Origin of the sequence: Clostridium felsineum DSM 794, assembly GCF_002006355.2 — a bacterium.
GTDB lineage: Bacteria > Bacillota > Clostridia > Clostridiales > Clostridiaceae > Clostridium_S > Clostridium_S felsineum.
Genome location: NZ_CP096980.1, coordinates 825,106 through 845,634, shown reverse-complemented (window position 1 = coordinate 845,634; position 20,529 = coordinate 825,106). Strand labels below are relative to the sequence as shown.

Genomic DNA, 20,529 nt, shown 5'->3' with positions numbered 1-20,529 from the left:
TAAAAATACACCTCCTGTTTCCTTACTACCAAACGTAGCAAAGTACTTCGCCACCTAATCCTAATTTCCTAGCTTCTTTATCAGTAACTATTCCCTTGGATGTAGATATGATTGCTATTCCAAGTCCGTTTAATACTTTAGGAATTTCTTCCTTTCTGCAATAAACTCTTAATCCTGGTTTTGATATTCTCTTTAAACCAGTAACTATTCTTTCTTTTCCTTTTCCATATTTCATGGATAATCTTAACATTGGTACAACTCCGTCATTGTACTCCTCTATATCTTTTAAGTAACCTTCCTGAAGCAATATGTTTGCTATTGCCTTCTTAATTTTAGAAGAAGGTAAATCAACCACTCCATGTCTAACAACATTAGCATTTCTTATACGAGTTAGTAAATCTGCTATTGGATCTGTCATAACCATATTTTGTGCCTCCTTTCGATCAATAATTCAACTACCAGCTTGCTTTCTTGCATCCAGGTATTTCACCTTTATACGCAAGTTCTCTAAAACAAATACGGCAAATTCCATATTTTTTTAATACACTATGTGGTCTTCCACAAATTTTGCATCTTGTATAAGCTCTTGTTGAATACTTAGGTTCTTTTTTCCACTTTTCTATCAAAGCTTTACGTGCCATATTTTTCCCTCCTTATTATTGAGCAAATGGCATACCAAGGAATCTTAATAATTCTCTTGCTTCTTCATCTGTCTTCGCATTTGTAACAAAGATTACATCCATACCTCTAACTTTGTCAATTTTATCATACTCTACTTCTGGGAATATTAATTGTTCTTTTATTCCTAACGCATAATTTCCTCTTCCATCAAAGGATTTACTTGATACTCCTCTGAAATCTCTAACTCTAGGTAAAGCTACATTCATTAATTTGTCTGCAAACTCGAACATTTTACTTTTTCTTAATGTAACCTTGCAACCTATAGGCATATTCTCTCTTATTTTAAAATTAGCTACTGACTTTTTTGCTCTTGTTAAAATAGGCTTTTGACCTGATATTAATTGCATATCAGCAACAGCTGATTCTAAAACTTTTTGATTTTCCTTAGCTTCTCCAACGCCCATGTTTATAACTATTTTCTCAAGCTTTGGAACTTCCATTATATTTTTATATTGAAATTTTTCCATTAATGCTGGAATAACTTCTTTTTCATATTTTTCTTTAAGTCTTGGAACCATTAAGTGTTACCTCCTTTCAGAATTAAAATGTTTCTCCACACTTTTTGCATACTCTAACTTTTGTTCCGTCATCAAGTACTTTTTTACTGATTCTTGTAGCAGTCTTGCATTTTGTGCAGTATAACATTACTTTTGAACTATTTATTGGAGCTTCTCTATTGATTAATCCACCTTGCATATTCTCTTTGTTTGGTTTTTGATGTTTAACAACTACATTAACATCTTTAATCAAAACAGTTCCTTTTTTAGGATCAACTGCTAATACTTCTCCAATTTTTCCTCTATCTTTACCAGATACAACAACAACTGAATCTTGTTTTCTAACATGAATCTTACTTGCCATAAAAGCCACCTCCCTATTATAGAACTTCAGGCGCTAATGATAATATTTTATTAAAATCTTTATCTCTTAACTCCCTGGCAACCGGTCCAAAAATACGAGTTCCTCTTGGCTGTTTATCATCTTTTATCAAAACTGCTGCATTTTCGTCAAATTTTATATATGAACCGTCAGGTCTTCTTAAACCCTTTGCGGATCTTACTACAACTGCCTTAACAACTTCACCCTTTTTAACAACACCACCTGGTGTTGCACTTTTAACGCTAGCAACTATTATATCACCAATGTTTCCCCATTTTCTCTTGGAACCACCTAATACTCTAACACACATTATTTCCTTAGCTCCAGAATTATCTGCAACTTTTAACATAGTTTGTGCTTGTATCATCTAAATATCCTCCTTTCTGGACAAATTATTTAGCCTTTTCAACTATTTCTACAAGTCTCCATCTTTTATCTTTAGATAATGGTCTTGTTTCCATTATTAATACTCTATCATTAACTTTAGCTTCATTTTGCTCATCATGAGCTTTAAATTTAGTTGTTTTATTTACAGTCTTACCGTATAAAGGATGACGAACTTTTGTTTCTACTGCAACAACTATTGTCTTATCCATTTTATCGGATACAACTCTTCCAATTCTTGTCTTCCTGTTTCCTCTTTCCAAGGTAGAAGCCTCCTTTCAACTATTAATCCTCACAAGCCTTTAATTCTTCTTCTCTAAGGATGGTTTTAATTTGGGCTATTGTTTTCTTAACTTCTTTAATTCTCATAGGATTTTCTAATTGACCAGTAGCCAATTGAAATCTTAAAGTAAATAATTCTGTCTTTAAATCACTTAATTGTACGTTTAATTCTTCAGGTGTTTTTTCTCTTAGTTCTTTAGCCTTCATTTGATTCACCACCCATTTCTTCAAAGTCCTTCCTAGTTACGAACTTAGTTTTTATAGGAAGTTTATGTGATGCAAGTCTAAATGCTTCTCTTGCTTGCTCTTCGGTAACGTCAGACATTTCAAACAGTACTCTTCCTGGTTTAACTACTGCTACCCAGTATTCTGGTGAACCTTTACCAGATCCCATACGAGTTTCAGCTGGCTTTTGAGTTACTGGTTTATCAGGGAAAATCTTTATCCAAAGCTTTCCTCCTCTTTTAACATATCTATTTATAGCTATTCTGGCAGCTTCAATTTGATTACTTGTTATCCAAGCACATTCTGTAGCTTGAATTGCGAAATCACCATATGCGATAAAGTTACCTCTTGTAGCCTTACCTTTCATTCTGCCACGCTGAACCTTACGATGCTTAACTCTCTTAGGCATTAACATAACGTATTCCTCCTCCCTTATGCGTTAGCTTCTTCCTTTTTTTCTATTTTCTTAGTAGGAAGAATTTCACCATTATAAACCCATACTTTTACACCTATTTTTCCATAAGTAGTATCGGCTTCTGCAAATCCATAATCAATATCAGCTCTTAATGTTTGAAGTGGAATTGTACCTTCATGATACTGTTCAGTTCTTGCTATTTCAGCTCCAGCAAGTCTTCCAGCACAAGCAGTCTTAACTCCTTTAACTCCAGTTCTCATAGCTCTTTGTATTGTTTGTTTCATAGCTCTTCTGAAAGATATTCTTCTTTCAAGTTGTTGTGCTATGTTTTCAGCCATAAGCTGTGCATTTGCATCACTATTTTTAACTTCTACTATGTTTATAAGAATATTTTCTTTTTCAACAAAAGCTTTTAATTCTTTCTTTAAAGCTTCAATTCCTTGACCGCCTTTACCTATAACCATACCAGGCTTAGCAGTATATATATTAAGTTTAACTCTCTTTGCAGCTCTTTCTATTTCTACCTTAGAAACTCCAGAATTTGAAAGTTTACTTTTTACAAATTTTCTTATTTTATTATCCTGTACTAGGTAATAAGAAAAGTTTTTACTATTTGCATACCATTTAGCGTTCCATTCTTTAATAACGCCAACTCTTAGACCATGCGGATTAACTTTCTGACCCAATATATTTCCCTCCTTCTTAATCTCTTTCTTTAACAATCACTGTTATGTGACTTGATCTTTTCTTTATAGCGAATGCTCTACCCTGTGCATGAGGTTGAAATCTTTTCAAGGTAGGTCCTTGACCTGCATAAGCTTCAGAAACATATAATTTGTTTCCATCTAAATTAAAATTGTTTTCAGCATTTGCTACTGCAGATTTTAATACTTTATTAATAACAACTGCAGCATCTTTTGGTGTATATTGTAATATTGCAAAAGCTTCATTAACATTTTTTCCTCTTATTAAATCAAGAACGATTTTAACTTTCATTGGGGACATTCTAACGTATTTAGCTATAGCTTTAGCCTCCATAAAAACTGCCTCCTTTCACTTACTACTTAACTGATGTTGTCTTTTCTGTATTTCCGTGACCTCTGAATGTTCTTGTAAGAACAAATTCTCCTAGCTTGTGTCCTACCATATCTTCACTTACATAAACTGGAACATGCTTTCTTCCATCATGAACAGCTATAGTATGACCTATCATTTCTGGGAAAATAGTTGAACTTCTAGACCAAGTCTTTATAACTTTCTTATCGCCACTTTTATTCATCTCAACTATTTTGTTGAGTAAGGATTCTTTTACAAAAGGTCCCTTTTTTATTGATCTACTCACTTTGTTGGCCTCCCTTCATAAACCTATATAAATAATAGTAGGAAGAGAACTTATTATTCTCTTCAAAACTACTTATCATTTCTTCTCTTAACAATAAGTTTGTCAGAATACTTTTTGTGTTTTCTAGTCTTGTAACCCAATGCTGGTTTACCCCATGGTGTAACTGGACCTGGACGACCAACTGGTGATTTACCTTCTCCACCACCATGTGGATGGTCATTAGGGTTCATGACAGAACCTCTTACTGTAGGTCTTATTCCCATATGTCTCTTTCTTCCAGCTTTACCTATATTTACGATGTCATGTGTTAAATTTGATACAGTTCCAATTGTAGCTCTACACTCAATTCTAACATATCTCATTTCTCCACTTGGAAGTCTTAACTGTGCATAATTTCCTTCTTTAGCCATAAGCTGTGCTGATGAACCAGCTGCTCTTACTAATTGTGCACCTTTTCCTGCTGCTAATTCTACATTGTGAATTACTGTACCAACAGGTATATTTTTTATTGGAAGTGCATTACCAACCTTTATATCTGCATCTGGACCTGATACAACAGTATCCCCAACCGATAATTTAGTAGGAGCAATTATGTATCTCTTTTCTCCGTCAGCATATACTACTAAAGCTATATAAGCTGATCTATTTGGATCATACTCTATTGTAGCAACTTTAGCTGGAACTCCATCTTTATTTCTCTTGAAATCTATTAATCTATACTTATTTCTATTTCCGCCACCTCTATGACGAACTGTTATTTTACCATTATTATTTCTTCCTGCTTTATTGTTTAAAGAAACTAACAGTGATTTTTCCGGTACATCAGTAGTTATTTCTTCAAATGTAGGTACTGTCATTTGTCTTCTTGCAGGAGAAGTAGGCTTAAATCCTCTAACTGCCATTTTTATTCCTCCTTTTTTTCAGCTTTTCTGGCATTCTACCAATAACTGCTTTTTTATTGCATTCCTTCAAAGAACTCGATTGCTTTGCTATCTTCTGTTAATTTAACCATAGCTTTTTTGAAATCAGCTCTTTTACCAACATGCACTCCAACTCGTTTTGTTTTTCCAAGTATGTTTGAAGTATTAACCTTCTCAACTTTTACTCCGAAAACTTCTTCGATTGCTCTTTTTATTTGAACTTTGTTTGCATGTGGATCTACTATAAAGGTGTATTTTTTATCTGCCATATCAGCCATACTTTTTTCAGTTATAACAGGTTTTCTAATTATATCATGGCTATTTGTATACATTATGCATACACCTCCTCAATCTTTGATACAGCTTCCTTAGTTACTATGAACTTATCATATTTCAATATGTCATAGACATTTAAGTTATTAGCTGGTATTATTGCTGCTCCTTGTATATTTCTTACTGATTTATATACATTTTTATCAGATTCAGCAACAACTATAAGTGCTTTCTTTGCTTCAAAAGCATTAAGCATCTTAACTATTTCTTTAGTTTTTGGTGTATCCATTTTTAATTCATCAAGAACGATCATTTCTTTATCGTTAACTTTACTTGTAAGAGCTGACATCATAGCTGTTCTTCTCATGGATTTTGGGATTGAAATCCTATAATCTCTAGGCTTTGGTGCAAATACAACTCCACCATGAATCCATTGTGGTGCTCTTATTGAACCTTGTCTTGCTCTACCAGTTCCTTTTTGTCTCCAAGGTTTTATTCCACCTCCAGAAACTTCTGTTCTAGTCTTAGCACTTTGTGTTCCTTGTCTTTTATTTGCAAGTAGTGCAACTACTACCTGATGAACTGCACTTTCGCTAATTTTAGCTCCAAAAACTTTTTCAGACAATTCGATGTCTTCAACTTTTTTACCTTCTTTATTGAATACTTCTACTGTAGGCATTCTGCATCCTCCTTTCTTAACAAACTAAGCTTTAACTGAATTTTTTATAACTACAAAAGATTTGTTTGGTCCAGGAACTCCGCCCTTTATTAATATAAGGTTCTTTTCAGGAATAACTTTTGCAATTTCAACATTTAATACTGTTGTATTTACATGACCCATATGTCCTGGCATTTTCTTACTTTTGAAAGTTCTTGATGGATCTGATGATGCTCCCATTGAACCAACTGCTCTATGGAATTTTGATCCGTGAGACATAGGTCCTCTATGTGCTCCCCATCTTCTTATTGTACCTTGGAATCCCTTACCCTTAGAAACTCCTGATACGTCAACTTTTTCTCCTGCTGCAAATATATCAGCCTTTATTTCAGCACCAACTTCATAGCTACTTGTATCTTCTAATCTGAATTCTTTTACGAATCTTTTTAGTTCAACATTTGCCTTTGCAAAATGCCCTTTTAAAGGCTTATTAACAAGTTTTTCCCTTATAGCTCCAAATCCAACTTGTATAGCATCATATCCTTCTTTTTCAGAAGTTTTCTTTTGAACTACTACACATGGACCTGCTTCTATAACTGTTACAGGAACAACTTTTCCTTCTTCATTAAATATTTGTGTCATACCAAGCTTTTTTCCTAGTATACCTTTTTTCATAATCGCACCTCCTAAACAAATTAGCGGATTGCTGCTAAGCAATCATAACCGTTTATAACTAATATATTAAAGTTTTATTTCGATATCAACACCAGCTGGTAAATCTAATCTCATTAATGCATCAACAGTTTTTGGTGATGGACTTATTATATCGATAAGTCTTTTATGAGTTCTGATTTCAAACTGCTCTCTAGAATCCTTATATTTATGTGGGGATCTAAGTATTGTTACAACATCCTTTTCTGTTGGTAGAGGTACTGGACCTGCTACTTTAGCTCCTGTTGTTTTTGCAGTTTCAACAATTTTCTCAGCTGATTGATCTAATATTGTATGATCAAAAGCCTTTAATCTTATTCTTATTTTTTGCTTTGCCAATTCATTTCCCTCCTTTTCATCGCACGTCTAAACTTAATACGTACAACAACGGATATTCTGTAAACTGTTCCTGGTGTTTCATATATGCACACACACGACAAAATTACAAATAACCGTCGCCCGGTTCAAGACCGTGACATACTCAGCAAGAATTCCCCGTAAGTCCGGCTACCTCTTGCTTCATCGCTATTTTCACATAACAACTCTTATATTATACACCGGATTTAATGTTTTGGCAACAATTTATTGTATATTTTAAAAATAAAAAATAGGAAGAGCGTCCTCTTCCTATTTTAAATATTTTCCACTCTATAGTTTACACGTGTAAGAAAATATTTTATTTACAATATACTATTCAATGATGCTAGTAACAACTCCTGAGCCAACTGTTCTTCCGCCTTCTCTGATTGCGAATCTTAAGTTGTCTCCCATTGCTACTTTTGTTATTAATTCAACTGTCATATCTATGTGGTCTCCTGGCATTACCATTTCTACTCCATCTGGTAATTGGATTGATCCTGTTACGTCTGTTGTTCTGAAGTAGAATTGTGGTCTATATCCGTTGAAGAATGGTGTATGTCTTCCGCCTTCTTCTTTCTTTAATACGTATACTTGACCTACGAACTTATTATGTGGAGTTATTGAACCTGGTTTTGCTAATACCTGACCTCTTTCGATGTCTTCTCTTTGTACTCCTCTTAATAATGCTCCGATATTATCTCCTGCTAATGCACTATCAAGTATCTTTCTGAACATTTCTACGCCTGTTACTACTACTTTTGTTATTTCGTCTTTCATTCCAACGATTTCTACTTCGTCTCCAACCTTTAACATTCCAGTTTCAACTCTTCCTGTTGCAACTGTTCCTCTTCCTGTTATTGTGAAAACATCTTCGATTGGCATTAAGAATGCTTTATCTGTTGGTCTTTCTGGTGTTGGGATGTATGCATCAACTTCTGCCATTAAGTCTTTTATTGGTTTTACTGCTTCTGCATCATCTGGGTTTTGTAATGCTTTTAACGCACTTCCTACTACGATTGGTGTATCGTCTCCTGGGAATCCGTATTCGCTTAATAATTCTCTTACTTCCATTTCTACTAAGTCGATTAATTCTGCATCATCTACTTGGTCTGCTTTATTTAAGAATACTACTATATATTCAACACCAACTCTTGATGCTAATAGTATGTGCTCTCTTGTTTGTGGCATTGGACCATCTGCTGCACTTACTACTAGGATAGCTCCATCCATTTGTGCTGCTCCTGTTATCATGTTCTTTACATAGTCAGCATGTCCTGGACAGTCTACGTGAGCATAGTGTCTGTTTTCTGTTTCATACTCAACGTGTGCTGTATTGATTGTTATTCCTCTTTCTTTTTCTTCTGGTGCTTTATCAATCTCTTCATAGTTAAAAGCTTTTGCTTTTCCCTCTTTTGCTAATATTGTTGTAATTGCTGCTGTTAATGTTGTTTTACCGTGATCTACGTGTCCTATTGTTCCTATGTTTACATGTGGTTTCGTTCTTTCAAATTTTTCCTTTGCCATTTCTATTTCCTCCTAACAATATATATATTTTATTGTTTATCTCCAATTATTTTTTCTTGGATATTTTTAGGTACTTCTTCATTATGATCAAACTGCATAACGAATACTCCTCTACCTTGAGTTCTTGATCTAAGTGAAGTTGCATAACCAAACATTTCTGAAAGTGGAACGAATGCTCTTATAACTTCTGCTCCTGCTCTTTGTTCCATTCCTTCAATTCTTCCTCTTCTTGAATTAACATCTCCCATAATGTCTCCCATGTACTCTTCTGGGACTGTTACTTCAACTCTCATTATTGGTTCTAATATAACTGGATCAGCTTTACCCATAGCATTCTTAAACGCCATAGATCCAGCAATCTTAAATGCCATTTCAGAAGAATCGACATCATGATAAGAACCATCAACTAATTTAACTTTAAAATTAACTGTAGGATATCCCGCTAAGATACCACTTAAACATGCTTCCTGTATACCATTATCTATTGGTTGTATATATTCTTTTGGTATAGCTCCACCAACTATAGCATTTTCAAATTCGTATTCACCGTCTGTTGGACTCATTTCAATAACAGCGTGACCGTATTGTCCACGACCTCCTGATTGTCTTACGAACTTACCTTCTGCCTTAACTGCTTTTCTTATAGTTTCTTTATAAGCAACTTGTGGCTTACCAACATTACATTCAACCTTAAACTCTCTTTGAAGTCTATCAACAATTATTTCAAGATGTAATTCTCCCATACCAGCTATAATTGTCTGACCAGTTTCTTGGTTAGTGAAAGTTTTGAAAGTAGGATCTTCTTCTGCAAGTTTAGCAAGTGCTATACCCATTTTTTCTTGACCAGCTTTAGTTTTTGGCTCAATAGCAACCTCTATAACTGGATCTGGGAATTCCATCTTTTCAAGAATTATTGCATTATCATCATCATTGCAAAGAGTATCTCCTGTAGTTGTTGATTTCAAACCAACTATAGCACCTAATTCTCCAGCCTCAAGCTCTTCAACTTCTTGTCTGTGGTTAGAGTGCATTTTTACAAGTCTTCCTATTCTTTCTTTCTTTCCTTTTGTTGAGTTTAAAACGTAACTTCCGCTTTTCATAACTCCTGAGTAAACTCTTGTAAATGCAAGTCTACCAACAAATGGATCTGTTGCTATTTTAAATGCTAATGCAGCTAATGGTTCACTATCATCAGCTTTTCTCTCAGCATCATTTCCTTCCATATCAACACCTTTAACTGGAGGTATGTCTAATGGAGATGGTAAATATTCAACAACAGCATCAAGCATTTGTTGAACACCTTTATTCTTATATGAAGATCCGCATGTTACTGGAACTATTTCGTTTGCAATAACACCTTTTCTTAATGCAGTATTTATTTCTTCTACAGAGATTTCTTCTCCCTCTAAATACTTATTCATTAAATCTTCATCTAATTCAACAATAGCTTCGATCATTTCAGATCTATACTTTTCAGCTAATTCTTTCATATCATCAGGAATTGCTTGTTCTTCCATAGTAGTTCCTAAATCATCTGTATAAACTATCGCTTCATTTCTTATTAAATCAATTAGACCAAGGAAATTATCTTCCTTACCTATAGGTATTTGTATAGGTACTGCGTTTGCATTAAGTCTATCTCTCATCATTTGAACTGATCTAAAGAAATCAGCTCCTAAGATATCCATCTTATTTATATAAGCCATTCTTGGAACATTGTATTTTTCTGCCTGTCTCCATACGGTTTCAGATTGTGGTTCAACACCACCCTTTGCATCAAATACAGCAACTGCTCCATCAAGAACTCTTAAAGATCTTTCAACCTCAACTGTAAAATCTACGTGTCCTGGTGTATCAATTATATTGATTTCATGTTCTTTCCAGTAACAAGTAGTTGCTGCTGAAGTTATTGTTATACCTCTTTCTTGTTCTTGAACCATCCAGTCCATTGTAGCTGCGCCTTCATGAACTTCACCTATTTTATGCGTTTTTCCTGTATAAAATAATATACGCTCTGTAGTTGTAGTCTTTCCGGCATCAATGTGTGCCATTATTCCTATATTACGAAATTTTTCTAAAGGATATTTTCTAGCCACTATTTTTCCTCCTCTCATTAAATAAACTAAATCTGACAAAACTGTTTTGGTCAAGGAAACCAAAACAGTTTTATTAAGTATATAAAAACCTTATAATTAATCATTAATATTATAATGATAACCTAAGCAAAAGTGTAATAAACTTCAACTTAAAAGCATAAGTTTTTATTAATATCTATAGTGTGCAAATGCTTTATTAGCTTCTGCCATTTTATGAGTATCTTCTCTCTTCTTAACAGCAGCACCTGTGTTGTTTGAAGCATCTAATAACTCTCCAGCTAATTTTAAGTGAGTATATTTCTCTCCTCTTTTAGCTGTTGCCGCAAGTATCCATCTTATTCCAAGAGTCTGTCTTCTTTCAGGTCTTACCTCTATTGGTACCTGATAAGTAGCTCCTCCAATTCTTCTTGCTTTTACCTCAAGTAAAGGCATTACATTATTCATTGCAGCTTCAAATACTTCCATAGGTTCTTTGCCAGTTTTTTCTTTTAAATACTCAAAAGCTTTGTAGCATATTGTTTGTGCTACTCCTTTTTTTCCATCTTCCATTATATTGTTTATTAATTTAGTAACAACCTTACTGTTGTATAATGGATCTGGTAATACATCTCTTTTAGCTATATGTCCTTTTCTTGGCACTTTTCTTCCCTCCTTAACAATTTTAATTTAAGTTCATAGGTACTCGGTTTAAAACCGCAAAGTGCTTTGCTTCTGCAAATTTTATAGCCATCCTAATAAAGCATATAAACTCAATCTAACTGAATAAATAATACTTAATATATCTATATAAATGCCGAAGACATAGCACTACTAAATACGATAACTATTTTTGTTTTGGCTTTTTAGCACCGTATTTAGACCTAGCTTGTTTTCTATCAGCAACACCTGCTGCATCCAAAGTTCCTCTTACTATGTGGTATCTAACACCTGGTAAATCCTTAACTCTTCCTCCTCTTATGAGGACAACACTATGTTCTTGAAGGTTATGACCTACTCCTGGGATATAAGCAGTTACTTCATATCCGTTTGTTAATCTAACTCTGGCAATTTTTCTTAAGGCTGAGTTAGGTTTTTTAGGAGTTGTTGTCTTTACGACTGTACATACTCCTCTCTTTTGAGGACATTCTTTTAATGCTGGTGCAGTTGACTTTGATGCTAATGTCTTTCTGCCTTTTCTTACTAATTGACTTATTGTTGGCATGTTTTCACCTCCTGTTTAAAACTCTATCAATCTATTAAAAATTTTAGTTAATAGCACATTTATTATTATGTAATTACACCACAATGTTACTTCAAAACAACAGCAGTCGAAGCTTCCACATCTATATTACATAATTTACCTAATTCTTTCATAGTATCTATATATACTATTTGTAGCGAATGTTCTTTTGCCAATTTTTCAACAGTTTGAAACAACTCATTTTCCGCATCTTTAGCTATGTACACTAATTCTGCTTTTCCCTCATTTATAGCTTTAAGAGATTGTTTCATGCCTACCACTCTATTTTTTGGCAGCCTGTTTACCATAAACTGATCCTCCTTAATATTTAATTGTAGAGGTAAAGTAATAGATTACCTCTACAATATATTACAATATTAATTATCACACATTCTGAAAACTACACACAATTCTTATTTTAGCATCTATGAATTGTTATGTCAATAAAATGTCTTTTAACCTTCTATTTTGTCTTCTGACATAAAACCTTCATCATCAGAACTTTTTTCGGTAACTACTGGATCTATTTCTATGCTCTTGTATCTAGTCATTCCTGTACCTGCTGGAATTAATTTTCCTATAGTTACATTTTCCTTTAATCCAACAAGCGGATCTGATTTTCCTTTTATTGCTGCATCTGTTAAAACTCTCGTTGTTTCTTGGAAAGATGCTGCTGATAAGAATGAATCAGTAGCAAGCGCAGCTTTTGTTATACCAAGTAGAGAAACTCTAGCTTCAGCAGGCTTTCCACCTTTTTCTTCTATCTTTTGATTTTCTTCTTTAAAGTCAAATATATCTATCATAGTACCTGGAAGTAATTCAGTATCACCTGAATCTTCAACCTTAACTTTTCTTGTCATCTGTCTTACTACAACTTCAAGATGCTTATCGTTTATATCAACACCTTGTAGTCTATATACCTTCTGAACTTCAGAAAGCAAGTAATTTTTAACAGCATTTACTCCCTTGATTCTAATAATATCATGAGGATTTACTGACCCCTCTGTTATTTCATCTCCGGCACTAACATTTTGACCATTTTTAACTTTTAAACTTGAACCAAATGGTATATCATAACTTACTTCTTCTCCGTTTTCAGTTGCTACGTATACTATTCTCTTCTTTTTAGTTTCTTCTATTCTTACAGTACCAGATACTTCACTTACAATTGCAAGTCCCTTAGGCTTTCTTGCTTCAAATAATTCCTCAACTCTTGGAAGACCTTGAGTTATATCTGATCCTGCAACTCCACCTGTATGGAAAGTTCTCATTGTAAGCTGTGTACCAGGTTCACCAATTGATTGAGCGGCTACTATACCAACTGCTTCTCCTATACTTATTTTTTGTGCTGTTCCCATGTCCATTCCATAACATTTTGCACAAACTCCATACTTACAATCACAAGTAAATACTGATCTTATTTTAACCTTTTTAACTCCTACTTTTTCTATTCTTAAAGCTTTATCTTCATCCACATATTCATTTTGCTTTACAATAACTTCTTTATTTGTAGGATCAATTATATCTTCTGCTGTGTATCTTCCTATTAATCTTTCAGATAGGCTCTCAATTACTTCATTTCCTTCTTTTATTTCAGAAACTTCAAAACCTTCTTTTGCTCCACAGTCTTCAATTCTTACAATAACATCTTGACTTACATCAACAAGTCTTCTTGTAAGGTATCCTGAATCAGCAGTCTTAAGCGCTGTATCGGCATTACCTTTTCTCGCTCCATGAGTTGAAATAAAGTATTCCAATACATCAAGACCCTCTCTGAATGAAGCCTTTATAGGAAGCTCTATTATTCTACCAGAAGGATTTGCCATAAGACCTCTCATTCCGGCAAGTTGCTTAATCTGACTCTTAGAACCTCTGGCTCCTGAATCAGCCATCATAAATATAGGATTAAATTGATCAAGATTATCCATAAGGGCATCTGCAACACTTTCAGTTGTCTTTGTCCATGTAGATATTACTCTTTCATATCTTTCATCATCAGATATAAATCCTCTTCTATACATTTTTTCAATTTTTTCAACTGATGCTTCAGCTTCAGACATTAAATTTTTCTTATTAGGTGGTACAGTCATATCAGAAGTCGAAACTGTTATAGCGCTAATTGTTGAATAATGATATCCCTTTGCCTTTATTTTATCAAGCATAATACTTGTTTTCGTAGGGCCATGTTTTCTATAACATTTATCTATTATTCCACCTAGATTTTTCTTACCAACAAGAAAATCAATTTCAAGAAGCAATTCATTACCAGCAACGCTTCTATCTATAAATCCTAAATCTTGAGGTATAGATTCATTAAATATAAGCTTTCCAATAGTAGTATCTATTATTCCACTTATAATACTACCATCCATCTCTTTTTCTAATCTTACTTTAATTTTAGCATGTATATCAATTTCTCCAAGTTGATATGCCATTAATGCCTCATCAACATTGGTGAATGCTTTTCCTTCACCTTTAACTCCATCTTTATCAATTGTAAGATAATATGATCCAAGTACCATATCTTGTGTAGGTACGCATACTGGTTTACCATCTGATGGCTTTAATATATTATGCGCTGCAAGCATAAGGAATCTTGATTCTGCTTGTGCTTCAACTGATAAAGGTACGTGAACAGCCATTTGGTCTCCATCAAAATCTGCATTATACGCTGTACATGCAAGTGGATGAAGCTTTATTGCTCTTCCTTCGACTAAAATAGGTTGGAATGCTTGAATTCCAAGTCTATGTAGTGTCGGAGCACGGTTTAACATTACTGGATGATCAGAGATAACTTCTTCAAGTACATCCCATACTTGATTTTGAACTCTTTCAACCATTCTTTTTGCACTTTTTATATTATGTGCTGCTCCCGTTTCAACAAGTTTCTTCATTACAAAAGGCTTAAATAATTCAAGTGCCATCTCCTTAGGAAGTCCACACTGATACATTTTTAAATCAGGACCAACAACTATAACAGAACGTCCTGAATAGTCAACACGCTTTCCAAGTAAGTTTTGTCTAAATCTTCCTTGTTTACCCTTAAGCATATCAGATAATGATTTTAAAGGTCTATTTCCAGGTCCTGTTACAGGTCTTCCTCTTCTACCATTATCTATAAGAGCATCTACAGCTTCTTGAAGCATTCTTTTTTCATTTCTTACTATTATGTCAGGCGCTCCTAGATCTAACAGTTTCTTCAATCTGTTATTTCTGTTTATAACTCTTCTATACAAGTCATTTAAATCAGATGTTGCAAATCTTCCACCATCTAATTGAACCATAGGTCTTAAATCTGGAGGTATTACTGGTACAACATCCATTATCATCCATTCTGGTTTATTAGTAGATTTTCTAAACGATTCAACAACCTCAAGTCTTCTTATTATTCTTACTCTCTTTTGTCCTGTACTTGTTTTCAAGTTTTCCTTAAGTTCTTCTCCCAATTGATTTAAATCTATTTCTTGAAGTAACTTCTTAATTGATTCTGCACCCATTCCAGCTTCAAAGGATTCTTCTCCATATTTATCAGCTGCTTCTCTATATTCCTTTTCATTTAAAAGTTGTTTCTTTAGTAAAGGAGTTTCTTTAGGGTCTAAAACAAGATATGATGCAAAATACAATACCTTTTCAAGCGCTCTTGGAGACATATCTAATATAAGTCCCATACGTGATGGTATACCTTTAAAGTACCATATATGAGATACTGGGGCAGCTAATTCAATATGCCCCATCCTCTCACGTCTAACCTTTGATTTAGTTACTTCTACTCCACATCTATCACAAACTATACCCTTATATCTAACTCTTTTATATTTTCCGCAGTGACATTCCCAATCTTTTATTGGTCCAAATATTCTTTCACAAAATAGACCATCCTTCTCAGGTTTTAATGTCCTATAGTTTATAGTTTCTGGTTTCTTTACTTCCCCTCTGGACCACTCTCTTATCTTTTCAGGTGAAGCCAATCCTATTTGCAATGCATCAAATTTATTTAATTCCAAGGGTACGTCCTCCCTTCATAATTAATGTTCATCATTGAAATCTTCAAGCCCTAATCCATTTTTAAGATCGTCTATATCTAAATCTTCATAGTCGATATCTATCTCTTCACTCTCGTATGCCGCATCCGTTTCATTACTACTAACATTTTCTTCAACATCTTGCGGTTTTGTTTGCTCGGCTTTGTTGGAATCTTCATTGCCCTCTATATTAACGTCTAATTCCTCTGTTTCATCTTCAATTGACTCTTTTATTTCTATTTCTGTATTCTCATCAGATAATACTTTAACATCAAGACATAATGCTTGTAGTTCTTTTATAAGAACTTTAAATGCTTCTGGTATTCCTGGTTCAGGGATATTTTCACCCTTAACTATAGCTTCATAGGTTTTAACTCTTCCAACAACATCGTCAGATTTCACTGTGAGTATTTCTTGTAGTGTATGTGCAGCACCATAAGCTTCAAGTGCCCAAACTTCCATTTCTCCAAATCTCTGACCACCAAATTGAGCTTTACCACCCAATGGTTGTTGCGTTACTAATGAATAAGGACCAGTTGATCTAGCATGGATTTTATCATCTACTAGATGGGCTAGTTTAAGTATATACATATATCCTACTGTAACCCTATTATCAAAAGCTTCTCCTGTTCTTCCATCATATAAAGCAGTCTTTCCATCTGCATCATATCCTGCTCTCTTAAGACATTCAACTATTTCTGGCTCTAAAGCTCCATCAAATACTGGTGTAGCAATATGCCATCCTAAGTTAGCTGCTGCCCAACCAAGATGAACCTCTAAAACCTGACCTATATTCATACGAGAAGGAACTCCTAGTGGGTTAAGACATATTTGAAGAGGTCTTCCATCTGGTAAGAAAGGCATATCTTCTTCTGGTAGCACTCTAGAAATAACACCCTTATTACCATGTCTTCCTGACATCTTATCTCCAACAGAAATTTTTCTTTTTTGTGCAATATAACATCTTACAAGTTCATTTACACCAGGTGGTAATTCATCACCATTTTCCCTAGTGAATATTTTTACATCAACTATTATTCCAGCTTCTCCATGTGGAACTCTAAGAGATGTATCCCTTACTTCCCTTGCTTTTTCACCAAATATTGCTCTTAAGAGTCTTTCCTCTGCTGTAAGTTCAGTTTCTCCTTTTGGAGTAACCTTTCCAACAAGAATATCACCTGATCTAACTTCAGCACCTATTCTTATTATTCCTCTTTCGTCTATATCCTTAAGTGCATCTTCACCAACGTTTGGTATATCTCTAGTTATTTCTTCTGGTCCTAATTTTGTATCTCTAGCTTCTGCTTCATATTCTTCTATATGAATAGATGTAAACACATCGTCACGTACAAGTTGCTCTGATATAAGCATAGCATCTTCGTAGTTATATCCTTCCCAAGTTATGAAACCCATTCTGATATTTCTACCAAGTGCAATTTCACCTAAGTCAGTTGACTGGCCATCTGATAAAACAGCTCCCTTTTCAACTTTTTCACCTTTTTCAACAATAGGTCTTTGGTTTATACACGTACCCTGGTTTGATCTCTTAAACTTAAGAAGTCTATATGTGTCTATTCCACCATCACTGTCTCTTCTTACTCTTACTTCATTGGCGCTCACATATTCTACAGTTCCTGCATTTCTAGCTTTTGGTAAAATACCAGAATCTACAGCAGCCTTATGTTCTATACCAGTACCAACAACTGGAGCTTGAGGTTTTAAAAGTGGAACAGCTTGACGTTGCATGTTTGATCCCATAAGTGCACGACTGGCATCATCATTTTCAAGGAATGGAATCATTGCCGTTGCTACAGATACCAATTGTCTTGCAGAAACATCCATTAAATCAACTTCATTAGCTGGTACCACTAAGACTTCATCTGGAAGTCTTACGGTTATCTTTTTATCTATAAAATATCCATTTTCATCTATTTGCTCATTTGCTCTTGCTATTAAGCATCTATCTTCTTCATCTGCTGTAAAGTAATGAATTTCATCAGTAACTCTTCCAGCTTCTTTATCCACTATTCTATAAGGTGTTTCTACAAAGCCATACTCATTCACTCTTGCATATGTTGCAAGCGAGTTTATAAGACCTATATTAGGTCCTTCTGGCGTTTCTATAGGGCACATTCTTCCATAGTGTGAGTGATGAACGTCTCTTACTTCAAAACCAGCTCTTTCTCTTGAAAGACCTCCTGGTCCTAAGGCTGATAATCTTCTTTTATGTGTAAGTTCTGATAATGGATTTATTTGATCCATGAATTGAGAAAGCTGTGAACTTCCAAAGAATTCTTTAATAGACGCAGCTACAGGTCTTATGTTTATAAGAGCTTGTGGAGTAATAACTTCTTGGTCTTGTATAGTCATTCTCTCTTTAACTACTCTTTCCATTCTTGAAAGACCAATTCTAAATTGGTTTTGTAGTAATTCGCCAACTGATCTAACTCTTCTATTTCCAAGATGATCTATATCATCTACATTACCAATTCCATAAGCCAATCCTAACTCATAGCTTACAGTTGCAAACATATCATCTTTAATAATATGCTTTGGAACCAATTTATGAACATTTTTCTTAAGTTCCTCTTTTATAGCTTCTTCGTCTGTGTAATTATCCAAAATTTCTTTAAGAACAGGATAATATACTAATTCTTTAATATTTAAATCACTTATGTCAAACTTTATGTAACTTTTTATATCAACAAAATTATTACCTATAACTCGTATAGTATTGTCATCAACTAAAATATCAACTGAATTTATGCCTGCATTTTGAACTTCTAATGCTTTTTCTTTACTTATTCTTTGACCTTTTTCTACAATAATTTCACCTGTTTCAGGATTTACAATATCCTTTGCAGCTGTTTTATTGGCTATTCTTATGCTAACCGCCAATTTCTTATTGAACTTGTATCTTCCAACTCTGGACAAATCATATCTTTTGGCATCAAAAAATAAGGAATTTATAAGAGAAAATGCACTATCAACTGTTGGTGGTTCACCTGGTCTAAGTCTCTTATATATTTCTAGAAGAGCTTCTTCTCTAGTTTTAGTATTATCTTTCTCTATAGTAGCCTTAAGTCTTTCTTCTTCTCCAAAGTAATTAACTATTTCAGCATCAGAACCAAATCCCATTGCCCTTACAAGTATAGTAATTGGCAACTTTCTTGTTTTGTCAATTCTAACATGAATAACGCTGTTTGAATCTGTTTCATATTCTAACCACGCCCCCCTATTAGGAATGACTGTTGCTGAAAATAATTTTTTACCATTTTTGTCTACTGTGTAATCATAATAAGCTCCTGGTGATCTAACAAGCTGACTTACAATAACTCTTTCTGCACCATTTATTATAAATGTTCCCTGTTCTGTCATTAAAGGAAAATCACCCATAAATACTTCTTGTTCTTTTACTTCACCAGTTTCTTTATTAAGTAATCTTACTTTAACCTTAAGTGGTGCCGCATAAGTGGTGTCTCTTTCTTTACATTCCTCAACGGAATATTTGATATTATCCATATCGAGCTTGTAACCAATAAATTCTAGTATAAGATTTCCTGTATAATCTTGAATTGGATTAATGTCATCAAATATCTCTTGAAGCCCATTGTCTAAAAACCATTGGTATGAATCCAACTGCACCTCAATAAGATTAGGCATAACGCCAATTTCATTGAGTTTAGCAAAACTCATTCTAGTTCTTTTACCAACTTGGACAGGATGTATCATTAGCCTTCACCCCTTGTATAAACTAAAATAACCAAAAATGCACTACAATAAAGTACACTTTTGGATTGCGTACATTAAACAACTATTTTTTTATTATAACCATTTAATCAATAAAAATACAATTAATATTATTATATAATTAAACATTCCATTGCATTTCGTTATTTTACCATAACTAATTTTAATTGTCAACAGGTTTTTCAAGTCATTTTTATATGTTTTGTTTTATTTACATGAATAAATCTTCTTATACTTCACTAATCTACCACAAAAACTATAATTCATTTATACTCTTTATTTTTATAATCTCAATAAAAAGATAATTGAGTTATAAATAATCTTGTAGTCTATATATTAGAGTTTAAAAAAGCACCCCAAAAGGAGTGCTTTTAACAAATATCCTGCTATCAGGTCTTATTTTAATTCTACTTTTCCGCCTGCTTCTTCTATTTTAGCTTTCATGCTTTCAGCTTCTTCTTTAGCTACGCCTTCTTTTACAGTCTTAGGAGCTCCATCAACTAAAGCTTTAGCGTCTTTTAATCCAAGACCAGTTAATTCTCTAACAACTTTGATAACTTGTAATTTCTTAGCACCTGCTTCTGCAAGTACAACGTCAAATTCAGTTTTTTCTTCACCAGCACCTGCTGCTGCACCTGCTGCACCTGCAACTGCTACTGGAGCTGCAGCGCTAACGCCGAACTCTTCCTCACATGCTTTTACTAATTCATTTAATTCTAAAACTGACATACCTTTTATAGCTTCTATAATTTCTTCTCTTGTCATTTTTATGGCACCTCCAAAATTTT

At 34.0% G+C, this 20,529-nt stretch carries 24 protein-coding genes; all 24 read right to left on the bottom strand.

What is annotated here, in order from left to right:
- Positions 1–25: 25 nt before the first annotated feature.
- The 24 genes from rpsH to rplL all read right to left on the bottom strand — a co-directional run bounded on the left by rpsH (position 26) and on the right by rplL (position 20,506).
- The gene (gene rpsH / locus CLFE_RS03995) at positions 26–424 is read right to left on the bottom strand and encodes a 30S ribosomal protein S8 (RefSeq protein ID WP_077834528.1); all 399 of its coding nucleotides are present in this window, start codon (positions 422–424) and stop codon (positions 26–28) included.
- Positions 425–455: 31 nt separating this feature from the next.
- Positions 456–641: a type Z 30S ribosomal protein S14 gene (locus CLFE_RS03990; protein ID WP_077834529.1), complete on the bottom strand. Its 186-nt coding sequence runs from the start codon at positions 639–641 to the stop codon at positions 456–458.
- 15 nt (positions 642–656) lie between these two features.
- Positions 657–1,199, bottom strand: coding sequence for a 50S ribosomal protein L5 (gene rplE / locus CLFE_RS03985; RefSeq protein WP_077834530.1), 543 nt, complete (start codon positions 1,197–1,199; stop codon positions 657–659).
- 22 nt (positions 1,200–1,221) lie between these two features.
- Positions 1,222–1,542: a 50S ribosomal protein L24 gene (gene rplX, locus CLFE_RS03980; protein WP_077834531.1), complete on the bottom strand. Its 321-nt coding sequence runs from the start codon at positions 1,540–1,542 to the stop codon at positions 1,222–1,224.
- A 16-nt stretch (positions 1,543–1,558) separates the two neighbouring features.
- Entirely contained in the window at positions 1,559–1,927 is a 369-nt protein-coding gene (rplN, locus tag CLFE_RS03975) for a 50S ribosomal protein L14 (RefSeq protein ID WP_077834532.1), read from the bottom strand.
- Positions 1,928–1,952: 25 nt separating this feature from the next.
- Entirely contained in the window at positions 1,953–2,207 is a 255-nt protein-coding gene (rpsQ, locus tag CLFE_RS03970) for a 30S ribosomal protein S17 (RefSeq protein ID WP_077834533.1), read from the bottom strand.
- A 22-nt stretch (positions 2,208–2,229) separates the two neighbouring features.
- Complete coding sequence (rpmC, locus tag CLFE_RS03965) at positions 2,230–2,433, bottom strand: 50S ribosomal protein L29 (RefSeq protein WP_077834534.1); 204 nt, start codon at positions 2,431–2,433, stop codon at positions 2,230–2,232.
- Positions 2,423–2,866: a 50S ribosomal protein L16 gene (gene rplP, locus CLFE_RS03960; RefSeq protein ID WP_077834535.1), complete on the bottom strand. Its 444-nt coding sequence runs from the start codon at positions 2,864–2,866 to the stop codon at positions 2,423–2,425. Before rplP ends, rpmC begins: the two co-directional genes overlap by 11 nt.
- Before the next feature lie 17 nt (positions 2,867–2,883).
- On the bottom strand, positions 2,884–3,552 hold the full coding sequence (gene rpsC, locus CLFE_RS03955) for a 30S ribosomal protein S3 (RefSeq protein ID WP_077834536.1): 669 nt from the start codon (positions 3,550–3,552) through the stop codon (positions 2,884–2,886).
- A 16-nt stretch (positions 3,553–3,568) separates the two neighbouring features.
- The gene (gene rplV, locus CLFE_RS03950; protein WP_077834537.1) at positions 3,569–3,904 is read right to left on the bottom strand and encodes a 50S ribosomal protein L22; all 336 of its coding nucleotides are present in this window, start codon (positions 3,902–3,904) and stop codon (positions 3,569–3,571) included.
- Positions 3,905–3,926: 22 nt separating this feature from the next.
- Positions 3,927–4,208, bottom strand: coding sequence for a 30S ribosomal protein S19 (rpsS, locus tag CLFE_RS03945; RefSeq protein WP_077834538.1), 282 nt, complete (start codon positions 4,206–4,208; stop codon positions 3,927–3,929).
- Between the two features lie 68 nt (positions 4,209–4,276).
- Positions 4,277–5,110, bottom strand: coding sequence for a 50S ribosomal protein L2 (gene rplB, locus CLFE_RS03940; protein ID WP_077834539.1), 834 nt, complete (start codon positions 5,108–5,110; stop codon positions 4,277–4,279).
- Between the two features lie 53 nt (positions 5,111–5,163).
- Positions 5,164–5,460: a 50S ribosomal protein L23 gene (gene rplW, locus CLFE_RS03935; RefSeq protein ID WP_077834540.1), complete on the bottom strand. Its 297-nt coding sequence runs from the start codon at positions 5,458–5,460 to the stop codon at positions 5,164–5,166.
- Positions 5,460–6,080: a 50S ribosomal protein L4 gene (gene rplD / locus CLFE_RS03930; protein WP_077834541.1), complete on the bottom strand. Its 621-nt coding sequence runs from the start codon at positions 6,078–6,080 to the stop codon at positions 5,460–5,462. Before rplD ends, rplW begins: the two co-directional genes overlap by 1 nt.
- A 24-nt stretch (positions 6,081–6,104) precedes the next feature.
- On the bottom strand, positions 6,105–6,734 hold the full coding sequence (rplC, locus tag CLFE_RS03925) for a 50S ribosomal protein L3 (protein WP_077852010.1): 630 nt from the start codon (positions 6,732–6,734) through the stop codon (positions 6,105–6,107).
- Between the two features lie 66 nt (positions 6,735–6,800).
- Positions 6,801–7,109, bottom strand: a complete 309-nt coding sequence (rpsJ, locus tag CLFE_RS03920) for a 30S ribosomal protein S10 (protein WP_010966413.1) — start codon at positions 7,107–7,109, stop codon at positions 6,801–6,803.
- Between the two features lie 351 nt (positions 7,110–7,460).
- The gene (tuf, locus tag CLFE_RS03915) at positions 7,461–8,654 is read right to left on the bottom strand and encodes an elongation factor Tu (protein ID WP_077836261.1); all 1,194 of its coding nucleotides are present in this window, start codon (positions 8,652–8,654) and stop codon (positions 7,461–7,463) included.
- Positions 8,655–8,683: 29 nt separating this feature from the next.
- Positions 8,684–10,750 (bottom strand): elongation factor G, encoded by a 2,067-nt coding sequence (fusA, locus tag CLFE_RS03910; protein ID WP_077835883.1) that lies wholly within the window; start codon positions 10,748–10,750, stop codon positions 8,684–8,686.
- A gap of 168 nt (positions 10,751–10,918) precedes the next feature.
- Positions 10,919–11,389: a 30S ribosomal protein S7 gene (rpsG, locus tag CLFE_RS03905; RefSeq protein ID WP_077835882.1), complete on the bottom strand. Its 471-nt coding sequence runs from the start codon at positions 11,387–11,389 to the stop codon at positions 10,919–10,921.
- A 184-nt stretch (positions 11,390–11,573) separates the two neighbouring features.
- Complete coding sequence (gene rpsL / locus CLFE_RS03900) at positions 11,574–11,951, bottom strand: 30S ribosomal protein S12 (RefSeq protein ID WP_077835881.1); 378 nt, start codon at positions 11,949–11,951, stop codon at positions 11,574–11,576.
- Positions 11,952–12,037: 86 nt separating this feature from the next.
- A complete protein-coding gene (locus CLFE_RS03895) occupies positions 12,038–12,277 on the bottom strand; it encodes a ribosomal L7Ae/L30e/S12e/Gadd45 family protein (protein WP_077835880.1) in 240 nt (79 codons plus the stop codon).
- Positions 12,278–12,424: 147 nt separating this feature from the next.
- Entirely contained in the window at positions 12,425–15,973 is a 3,549-nt protein-coding gene (gene rpoC, locus CLFE_RS03890) for a DNA-directed RNA polymerase subunit beta' (protein WP_077852011.1), read from the bottom strand.
- Positions 15,974–15,994: 21 nt separating this feature from the next.
- On the bottom strand, positions 15,995–19,723 hold the full coding sequence (gene rpoB / locus CLFE_RS03885) for a DNA-directed RNA polymerase subunit beta (RefSeq protein ID WP_077835878.1): 3,729 nt from the start codon (positions 19,721–19,723) through the stop codon (positions 15,995–15,997).
- Positions 19,724–20,137: 414 nt separating this feature from the next.
- Positions 20,138–20,506: a 50S ribosomal protein L7/L12 gene (rplL, locus tag CLFE_RS03880; RefSeq protein WP_077835877.1), complete on the bottom strand. Its 369-nt coding sequence runs from the start codon at positions 20,504–20,506 to the stop codon at positions 20,138–20,140.
- Positions 20,507–20,529 lie beyond the last annotated feature (23 nt).

What these genes read in the sequence shown, in the direction of transcription:
- rplL (WP_077835877.1), bottom strand. Translation starts at nt 20,506, where the DNA reads ATGACAAGAGAAGAAATTATAGAAGCTATAAAAGGTATGTCAGTTTTA.
- rplX (WP_077834531.1), bottom strand. Translation starts at nt 1,542, where the DNA reads ATGGCAAGTAAGATTCATGTTAGAAAACAAGATTCAGTTGTTGTTGTA.
- rpsH (WP_077834528.1), bottom strand. Translation starts at nt 424, where the DNA reads ATGGTTATGACAGATCCAATAGCAGATTTACTAACTCGTATAAGAAAT.
- CLFE_RS03990 (WP_077834529.1), bottom strand. Translation starts at nt 641, where the DNA reads ATGGCACGTAAAGCTTTGATAGAAAAGTGGAAAAAAGAACCTAAGTAT.
- rpsL (WP_077835881.1), bottom strand. Translation starts at nt 11,951, where the DNA reads ATGCCAACAATAAGTCAATTAGTAAGAAAAGGCAGAAAGACATTAGCA.
- rplC (WP_077852010.1), bottom strand. Translation starts at nt 6,734, where the DNA reads ATGAAAAAAGGTATACTAGGAAAAAAGCTTGGTATGACACAAATATTT.
- rpmC (WP_077834534.1), bottom strand. Translation starts at nt 2,433, where the DNA reads ATGAAGGCTAAAGAACTAAGAGAAAAAACACCTGAAGAATTAAACGTA.
- rplN (WP_077834532.1), bottom strand. Translation starts at nt 1,927, where the DNA reads ATGATACAAGCACAAACTATGTTAAAAGTTGCAGATAATTCTGGAGCT.
- tuf (WP_077836261.1), bottom strand. Translation starts at nt 8,654, where the DNA reads ATGGCAAAGGAAAAATTTGAAAGAACGAAACCACATGTAAACATAGGA.
- CLFE_RS03895 (WP_077835880.1), bottom strand. Translation starts at nt 12,277, where the DNA reads ATGGTAAACAGGCTGCCAAAAAATAGAGTGGTAGGCATGAAACAATCT.
- rpoB (WP_077835878.1), bottom strand. Translation starts at nt 19,723, where the DNA reads ATGATACATCCTGTCCAAGTTGGTAAAAGAACTAGAATGAGTTTTGCT.
- rplD (WP_077834541.1), bottom strand. Translation starts at nt 6,080, where the DNA reads ATGCCTACAGTAGAAGTATTCAATAAAGAAGGTAAAAAAGTTGAAGAC.
- rplE (WP_077834530.1), bottom strand. Translation starts at nt 1,199, where the DNA reads ATGGTTCCAAGACTTAAAGAAAAATATGAAAAAGAAGTTATTCCAGCA.
- rplP (WP_077834535.1), bottom strand. Translation starts at nt 2,866, where the DNA reads ATGTTAATGCCTAAGAGAGTTAAGCATCGTAAGGTTCAGCGTGGCAGA.
- rplV (WP_077834537.1), bottom strand. Translation starts at nt 3,904, where the DNA reads ATGGAGGCTAAAGCTATAGCTAAATACGTTAGAATGTCCCCAATGAAA.
- rplW (WP_077834540.1), bottom strand. Translation starts at nt 5,460, where the DNA reads ATGTATACAAATAGCCATGATATAATTAGAAAACCTGTTATAACTGAA.
- rplB (WP_077834539.1), bottom strand. Translation starts at nt 5,110, where the DNA reads ATGGCAGTTAGAGGATTTAAGCCTACTTCTCCTGCAAGAAGACAAATG.